Here is a 7,468-nt window from a genome sequence, read left to right as displayed (position 1 = left end):
CACTCCCCCCACCCACCTGCCCGGACGCTCAGCGCCCGAAGCCCTCGGACATCCAGGCTCTGCCCGGGTGTCCCCACCTTTCGAAATATCCAAACGCGACCCGTCGGAATCCTTGAGTGGAGGATTTACGGCGAATTTTCGGTCCGGGTTTCAGTCCCGCCGCCGCTTGGCGCGGGTGATTTCCCAACCCTGCACGGAGCGGCTCTTGTCGATGCGCCGCTGCTCCTTCTGCAGCGCGGTGCTCGACTGACGCGCCTGGAAGGCCTTCTCCTTTTGCAGCTTCTCGAAGCTCGAGAGGCGCGCTTCGGGGAGGGCTCCGGACTGGACGGCGGCGCGGACGGCGCAGCCGGGCTCACGTTGGTGCGTGCAGTCGCGGAAGCGGCAGCCCTCGGCGAGCTCGAGGATGTCGGTGAAGGCCTGCTCAATCGCCTTCTCCTCCTCGCCGAGCAGCCCCAGCTCGCGCATGCCGGGGCCGTCGATGAGCAGCCCCCCGTGGGGGAGGCGGAACAGCTCGCGGTGGGTCGTGGTGTGACGCCCCTTGTCGTCCTCGTAGCGCACCTCCTGCGTGGCCAGGCGCGACTCACCCAGCAGGCGGTTGACGAGGGTGGACTTGCCCACGCCGGAGGAGCCCAGCAGGGCGCCGGTGCGGTGCTCGGGGATGAGGGCCCGCACGGCGTCCAGCCCCTCGCCGGTCCTGGAGCTCAGGGCCAGCACGGGGACGCCGGGAGCCAGCGCGGAGACCTCCTCGACGACGGCGTCGGCGTCGTCATGGAGGTCGGCCTTGGTGAGCAGCACCGCGGGGGAGGCGCCGCTCGTCCAGGCCAGGGTGAGGGCACGCTCGATGCGGCGGGGGTTGAAGTTCCCGTCCAGGCCGGCGACCAGGAGCACCACGTCCAGGTTGGCGGCGATGAGCTGCACCTCCCTCTCGCGTCCCACCTCGCGGCGCGCGAGCAGGCTCCTGCGGGGGAGCACGGCGTGGAGCATCCCCTCCCCTTCGCCCGGAGGCAGCTGGAGGGCCACCCAGTCACCCACGGTGGGCAGGGACTCGGCGCTGGAGGATTGGTGGAGCAGCCGGCCGGCGGTGCGCGCCAGCAGGGTGCGCTCCGCGGTCTGGACGGTGAGCAGCCCTCGCGCCTGGCGCACCACGCGGCCGGGGACGAGGGGAAGAGGGGACGACTCGACGAGGAGGGAGAAAGCCTGGGCCAGCTGGGGCCCCCAACCAAAAGTTTCGAGAGACACTGAGAAGGACTCCGGACAAGGCGGTGCCTGCGGCGCACCTGGATTCGTCAGGGCACCCGGAGCGAGGACCGCGCTGTGACGGACCTTCACGTCGGCCTGTTCAGGCCGCCGTCCTCCGGGCGAACGGGACTCCCACCGCGGCAAGATCAATATCGGCGTACATGGGGCCCTCCGGGACCGGGCGGGGCGGCGTCCATCGCCGTCCGGCGCTCCCTGCATATCAATCCAGCCCGGTGCCTGCACGGGATGTCGTCGGGGGCGGGGTGGTACAACCCTCCCCGCACGGCGTTCCGGCGGGGCCCGGACGCGCGCGCGCCCGGGGACCACCGATGCGCGAGGACGACGAGGCGGAGCTGCGAGCGGTGCTCCTCGAGGGCCTGCTGGCCGACGACGAGGTGGAGTCCCTGCGGGCGGCCGTCGAGCGCGAGCAGAAAGGCCCCCTGGACCTGCTCCATGCCCGGGGGCGACTGTCCGAGGCCACCCTCGCCTCCCTCCGGAGCGCCTCCCGGGCCGCCCTCCAGGAGGCGCTCGTGGGCCCGCCCACGGTCCAGGTCGGGGCGCCCCGCCCGCTGGAGCCCGAGGCCCTGGAGGCCGAGCCCCCCTTCCCCGTGCCGGGCTGGGAGCGTTATGCGCCCATCCGCTTCCTGGGCCAGGGCGGCATGGGGCGCGTCTTCCTGGTCCAGGACCTGGTGCTGCGGCGGCTCGTGGCGCTCAAGTTCGTGAAGGACGACGAGCCCGGGCGGGTGAGGCACTTCGTGGCGGAGGCGCAGGCCCAGGCGCGCGTGGAGCACGAGCGCGTGTGCAAGGTCTACGAGGTGGGCCAGGTCCAGGGGCGCGCGTACATCGCGATGCAGTACGTGGACGGCCTGCCGCTCCAGCAGCTCACGAGCCAGCTCTCCGTCGAGCAGAAGGCGCTGCTGCTGGCGCAGGCCGCCGAGGGCGTGCACGCGGCGCACCGCGCCGGCCTCATCCACCGCGACATCAAGCCGTCCAACATCCTGGTGGAGCGCACGGCCGACGGGCAGTGGAAGCCCTACGTCATGGACTTCGGGCTGGCGCGGGCGCCGGGCGAAGGCGTCACCGCCACGGGGGCCATCCTGGGCACGCCGCACTACATGGCGCCCGAGCAGGCGCGCGGCGAGGTGAGCCGGCTGGACCGGCGCGTGGATGTGTACGCGCTGGGCGCCACGCTCTACGCGCTCCTGGTGGGCCAGGCGCCCGTGCCCGGGAGCAACGCGCTGGAGGTGCTCAGCCGCATCCCCACGGAGGAGCCCCGGCCTCCGCGCGCGCTGGCGCCCGAGGTGCCCGCGGACCTGGAGGCCATCGTCCTCAAGTGCCTGGAGAAGGAGCGCGGGGCCCGGTACGACTCGGCGCGGGCGCTGGTGGAGGACCTGCGGCGCTTCCTCGATGGGGCGCCGGTGCTCGCGCGCTCGACGGGGCCGGGCTACCGGATGGCGCGGCTGGCGCGCAGGCACTGGCGGGGGCTGACGCTGGCGGCGGTGGTGGGGCTGGTGTTGCTGCTCGCGGGGGTGCAGGCGGTGCTCGCCCGACGCGAGGCGGACGTGCGCGAACATCTCGCGCGCCGCTTCTCCGAGCTCGCCGAGCACGTGGAGGCCCGCGCCCGGTACACCGCCCTGGCGCGGCTGCACGACACGCGGGAGGAGCGGCGCACGCTGGAGGCGCGCCTGGAGGACATCGCTCGGGAGATGCGCGCGGGAGGCGAGCGCGCGCTGGGGCCGGGCAACGAGGCGCTGGGACGGGGCTGGTTGGCGATGGGGGAGCCCGGGCGCGCGAAGGAGGCGCTGGAGGCCGCATGGCACCACGGGACGCGGACGCCTCGCGTCGCGTGCGCGCTGGCGCTCGCGCTGGGGCAGCTCTACCAGGAGCAGCTGCGCGCGTCCGAGCACCTGCCCGCGCTGGAGCGGCAGGGGCGACGCAAGGCGCTGGTGGCGCAGTATCGGGAGCCGGCGCTGGAGTGGTTGAGGAAGGGCGGCGACGTGGACCTGCCCCCCGCCGAGTACGTCGCGGCGCTGCTCGCGTACCACGAGGAGCGGTACGCGGACGCGTTGGAGCGGCTGGATGCGTTGGGTGAGCGGCTGCCCTGGTTCTTCGAGGCGCCGCTGCTGCGGGGGGATGTGCTGGTGGCGCGCGCCACGAGTCATTGGGATGCGGGGCGGCGCGAGTCCGCGCAGGAGGACCTGGACGCGGCGCGACGGGCGCATGCCCGGGCCGCGTCGCTCGCGGAGAGTCTGCCGGAGGCGCACCTGGCGCTCGCGGGGGTGGAGCAGGTGGCGCTGCGCATGGGGATGTATGGCCAGGGGGACGTGACGCCCCACCTGGAGCGGGCCTTGGAGGCGTTGGAGCGCGGGCTCACGGCCTCGCCTCGGCATGTGCCGTCGCTGGTCCGCAAGGCCATGCTGCATCGCAGGCTCGCGGAGTATCGCGGCAGACAGGGTGGGGATGTGCGGGCGCCACTGGAGGCCGCGTTGAAGGCGGCGCGCGCGGCGCTCGAGGTGGAGCCGAATCGCAGCGAGGCGCGGCAGGCGCTCGGGTTGGTGCTCTGGCAGGAGGCGCGGCTGCGGCAGGCTCGCAGCGAGGACCCTCGCGCGCTGCTGCGTCAGTCCATCGAGGCGTTCGAAGGGGTGGCGCCGCGGGAGCGCGGCTACGACTATCACGCGAACCTGGGGCTCATCTTCAAGGTCTGGGCGGACCATGAGGACGCGGTGGGCGAGGACTCGCTCGGCAACCGGCAGCGCGCCATCGAGGCGTACCGCACCGCCATCGGCATCGACGAGTCGCTGCCGGATGCGTGGATCAACCTGGGCAGCGCCTGGTTCAAGCGCGCGTCGAATCCGCGCAGCACCACGGCGGATGCGGATCTGGAGCGCGCCCGGGAGGCGCTGGAGAAGGCGCGGAGCCTCAACCCGCGCAACCTGGTCAGCCACTTCTACGAAGCGCAGGTGCATGCGCTCCGCGCGGCGCGCGCACGTGACTCGGGCAAGGATGCACGGTCCGCGCTGGACGCGGCGCTCGGTTCGTATCGAAGCGCGCTCGCGCTCAACGCCGAGGTGCCGCAGCTCCACGGTGGCGTGGGGCTGGTGCACCTGGAGCGTGCTCGCGATGCGTGGCAGCGAGGAGAATCCCCGTTCCCTGCTGTCGACGAGGCCCGTGAGGCCTTCGTCCGGGCTCGCGCGCTCGCGCCGAAACAAGGACTGACGTACAGCAACCTGTCGGAGGCGCTGGCGGCGCGCGCGGCGTATCGGCTGGAGCTCGGGGAGGACCCGCGCGAGGACGCCCAGGCCGCGAAGCGCGAGGCCCAGGCGGCGCTCGCGCTCCAGCCGGAGCTGTCGACGGCGTGGGCCAACCTGGGCCACGCCGAGCTGCTGCTCGCGACGTACGTGTGGGAGCGCGGCCTGGGGGTCCGCCACGCACGCGTGGCCACCCTGCGCGACGTGGCAACGCGCGCTCCACGCGAGGCCTCTGCGGTAAACCACGCGCGCGAAGATGCGGTCCAAGGCGCGGCAACTCGCACTCCACGCGATGCCTCTGCGGTAAACCACGCGCGCGAAGATGCGATGCAAGGCGCGGCAATGCGCGCTCCACGCGATGAGCATGCTGCGAACCACCCGCGCGAAGATGCCATGCAAGGCGCGGCAACTCGCACTCCACGCGATGCCTCTGCGGTAAACCACGCGCGCGAAGATGCGATGCAAGGCGCGGCAATGCGCGCTCCACGCGATGAGCATGCTGCGAACCACCCGCGCGAAGATGCCATGCAAGGCGTGGCAACTCGCGCTCCGCGCGATGAGCATGCTGCGAACCACTCGCCCGAGGCTGTTGCTCGCGACGCGGCCCAACGCAATCCGCGGGACGCTCTCGAGGTGGTCCACCCGCTCGAAGCCGCCGAGCTCGCGCTGCGCGAAGCGGTGACGCGCAATCCCCGCGATGAGGAAGCCCTGCGCTATGTGGCGAAGGCCCGACGCCTGAGGGCGCTCGTATGGCAAGGGACACGAGGCACAGCCCCCCTCATCGCGAGCCCTCCGCCCTCCGGCCTCCCGCGGGAGCAAGAGGCGGTCTTCACCGAGGCGGCGCAGGCGCACGAGGCCGTGCTCGCCCTCAGCGCGCGTCCCCATGACGACCGGCTCGCGCTCGCGCGGCTCCTCATGGACCACGCCCTCGCCCGACATCTCGCCGATGCCTCCCCAGGCGACGCGCTGGAGCGAGGCCGCGCGCATGCATCCACGGTGCTGAAGGTGCGCCCCGATGACCTCGAGGCGCGCGCACTGCATGCGGCGCTGGAACTCCTGCGCGTGCGCTCATCGCCCACGCAGCCCCCCGATGAACAAGAGCGGGCCCGCGAGGCCCTGTCGCGCGCGCTGGTGGCCCGCCCACGACTCGGGCGGACCTGGGCCCCCCTGCTCACGACCTCACCACGTTGAGCGAGCGGTCCTCACCCCTCCTCGGGCTCGCCCGGATCCCTCACCACCTCCAGCTCTCCAGGCTGGCCCTCTCCCGTGCCCGAGGACACCCGGAAGGGATAGTCCATCCACCGCGCCTTGGCCGAGACCTTTCCGCACCACGAAGGCCTGTACCAGGGGTCCAGCTTGATGATGTCCGACGGCGCCCCCTCGAAGAGGTGACCCGAGGGGTCACCGTCGAAGTGGATGGTGGCGTGCGGCACGTCGTCATCCAGCCGGAGCTTGAGCCACTGCCTCCGATGGATGCAGGAGAACGCGGGCGTCACCGGCTCCGGACCCCGTCCGATGGTGATGGTGCACACCTCGTCCGGCGCGATCTTCGGACACAGTCCGTGAACCAAGGTGCAAGACACCTCCCGCAGCTTGGAACACTCGACGTCCTGCGCCTGCGCCCCCGTCTCGAGGACCTCCTCGGGCGCGGCCTGCTCCGGAGCACACCCCATTCCCAGCCACATCACGACTGCCATCCCATGCAACTTCATCACGCGAGCCTCCTCACGTCGTTCGACTGAATGGAGCGTGGCCCCGAGAGCCCGCCACGCCGGATGACACCCTCACTCGGCGGGCCCGAGCCCCAGCTCACGGACCCGCCGCTGGAGCGCGCGCCGGGAGACCTCCAGCCGTTGCACCATCGCGTCCAGGTCCCCCGCGCACTCGTGGAAGCAGCGAGCGATCTCCTCCGCGCTCACGTCCTTCACCGTGCGGATGTGCGGGCTGCGGTCCACCAGGTTGTAGAGCGATGCCCGGGTGATGCCCAGCCGCTCCGCCGTGCCCTTCAAATCCCACGAGCACTCCCGCAGCGCCTCCAGGAGCTCCCGCTCCGACACCTCCGCCGGCTTGCGGCGCGTCAGCGCCACGGGCTCCTCGCGCCTGCCGGAGCCCAGCTCCGCCTCCAGCGACGCATCTACCTGGAGCCGAGGCTGCCCCCGGCTGCTGATGACCAGCTGCCGGACCACGTTGCGAAGCTGGCGCACGTTGCCGGGCCACTCGAAGTCCAACAGCCGCGTCGCCAGCGACGCGGGCAGCCACGGCTCCGCGTAGGGGTCCTCGGGCTCCAGCCGCCACGCCTCGCCCAGCGCCTCCAGCTCCAGCCGCGCGAAGTGATGGAAGAGCAGCGCGATGTCCTCACGCCGCTCCCGCAGCGCCGGCATCTGGAGCGTGTAACCGGAGAGCCGATGCAACAGTGGTGCGCGAAACCGCCCCTGCTCGATGAGCTCCTCCAAGGGCGCGTCCGTCGCGGCGACCAGCCGCACGTCCGTGACGACGGGCGTATGTGAACCCACCGGGAACACCTCCCCGGTCTCCAGCACGCGCAAGAGCGCCACCTGCACCTCCGGAGGCGCCTCACCCACCTCGTCCAGGAAGAGCGTGCCGCCATGGGCCGCGCGGAAGAACCCCTCGCGACTCTGCGACGCACCTGTGTAGGCCCCACGCTGCGCGCCGAACAACTCCGAGGCCGCGAGCTCGCGTGCCAGCGTGCCCAGGTTGACGCTGATGAACGGCCCCCTGCGACGAGGACTCCGCTGATGCAGCGCCCGGGCGACCAGCTCCTTCCCCGTCCCCGTCTCCCCCCGCACGAGCACCGGCACCTCCAGGTCCGCCACCTGCCGCACGCGGGTGCGCACGCGGCCCAGGGCCAGGCTCTGCCCCACCATGCCCAGGGCGTCCGCCGAGCGCTCCGCGTCCAGCGCCACGCACGGCAGCAGGCCCCCGTCGATGTCCCGCAGTCCATCCAGCAGCCGCTCGCCCCG

4 protein-coding genes are annotated in these 7,468 nt (G+C 72.5%); 1 reads left to right on the top strand and 3 read right to left on the bottom strand.

All coding sequences use genetic code 11. From position 1 onward, the window contains the following. Window positions 1–150: 150 nt before the first annotated feature. Window positions 151–1,239 carry a ribosome small subunit-dependent GTPase A gene (gene rsgA / locus FL311_RS38960; RefSeq protein ID WP_141332716.1) on the bottom strand — a complete coding sequence of 363 codons (1,089 nt, stop codon included), beginning with the start codon at window positions 1,237–1,239 and terminating at the stop codon, window positions 151–153. Window positions 1,240–1,568: 329 nt separating this feature from the next. Here rsgA and FL311_RS38955 point away from each other — a divergent pair, with 329 nt between their 5' ends. Continuing rightward, a complete protein-coding gene (locus FL311_RS38955; protein ID WP_141332715.1) occupies window positions 1,569–5,678 on the top strand; it encodes a protein kinase in 4,110 nt (1,369 codons plus the stop codon). A gap of 11 nt (window positions 5,679–5,689) precedes the next feature. Here the strand turns inward: FL311_RS38955 and FL311_RS38950 are convergent, their stop codons facing one another. Further along, complete coding sequence (locus FL311_RS38950; protein WP_141332714.1) at window positions 5,690–6,202, bottom strand: hypothetical protein; 513 nt, start codon at window positions 6,200–6,202, stop codon at window positions 5,690–5,692. 69 nt (window positions 6,203–6,271) lie between these two features. Next, a partial coding sequence (locus FL311_RS38945; protein ID WP_141332713.1) for a sigma 54-interacting transcriptional regulator occupies window positions 6,272–7,468 on the bottom strand: 1,197 nt, incomplete at its 5' end.

Source organism: Myxococcus sp. AB025B, assembly GCF_006518215.1.
GTDB lineage: Bacteria > Myxococcota > Myxococcia > Myxococcales > Myxococcaceae > Myxococcus > Myxococcus fulvus.
The sequence above is the reverse complement of the archived record's forward strand: the minus strand, read 5'-3'. Positions and strand labels throughout refer to the sequence as shown.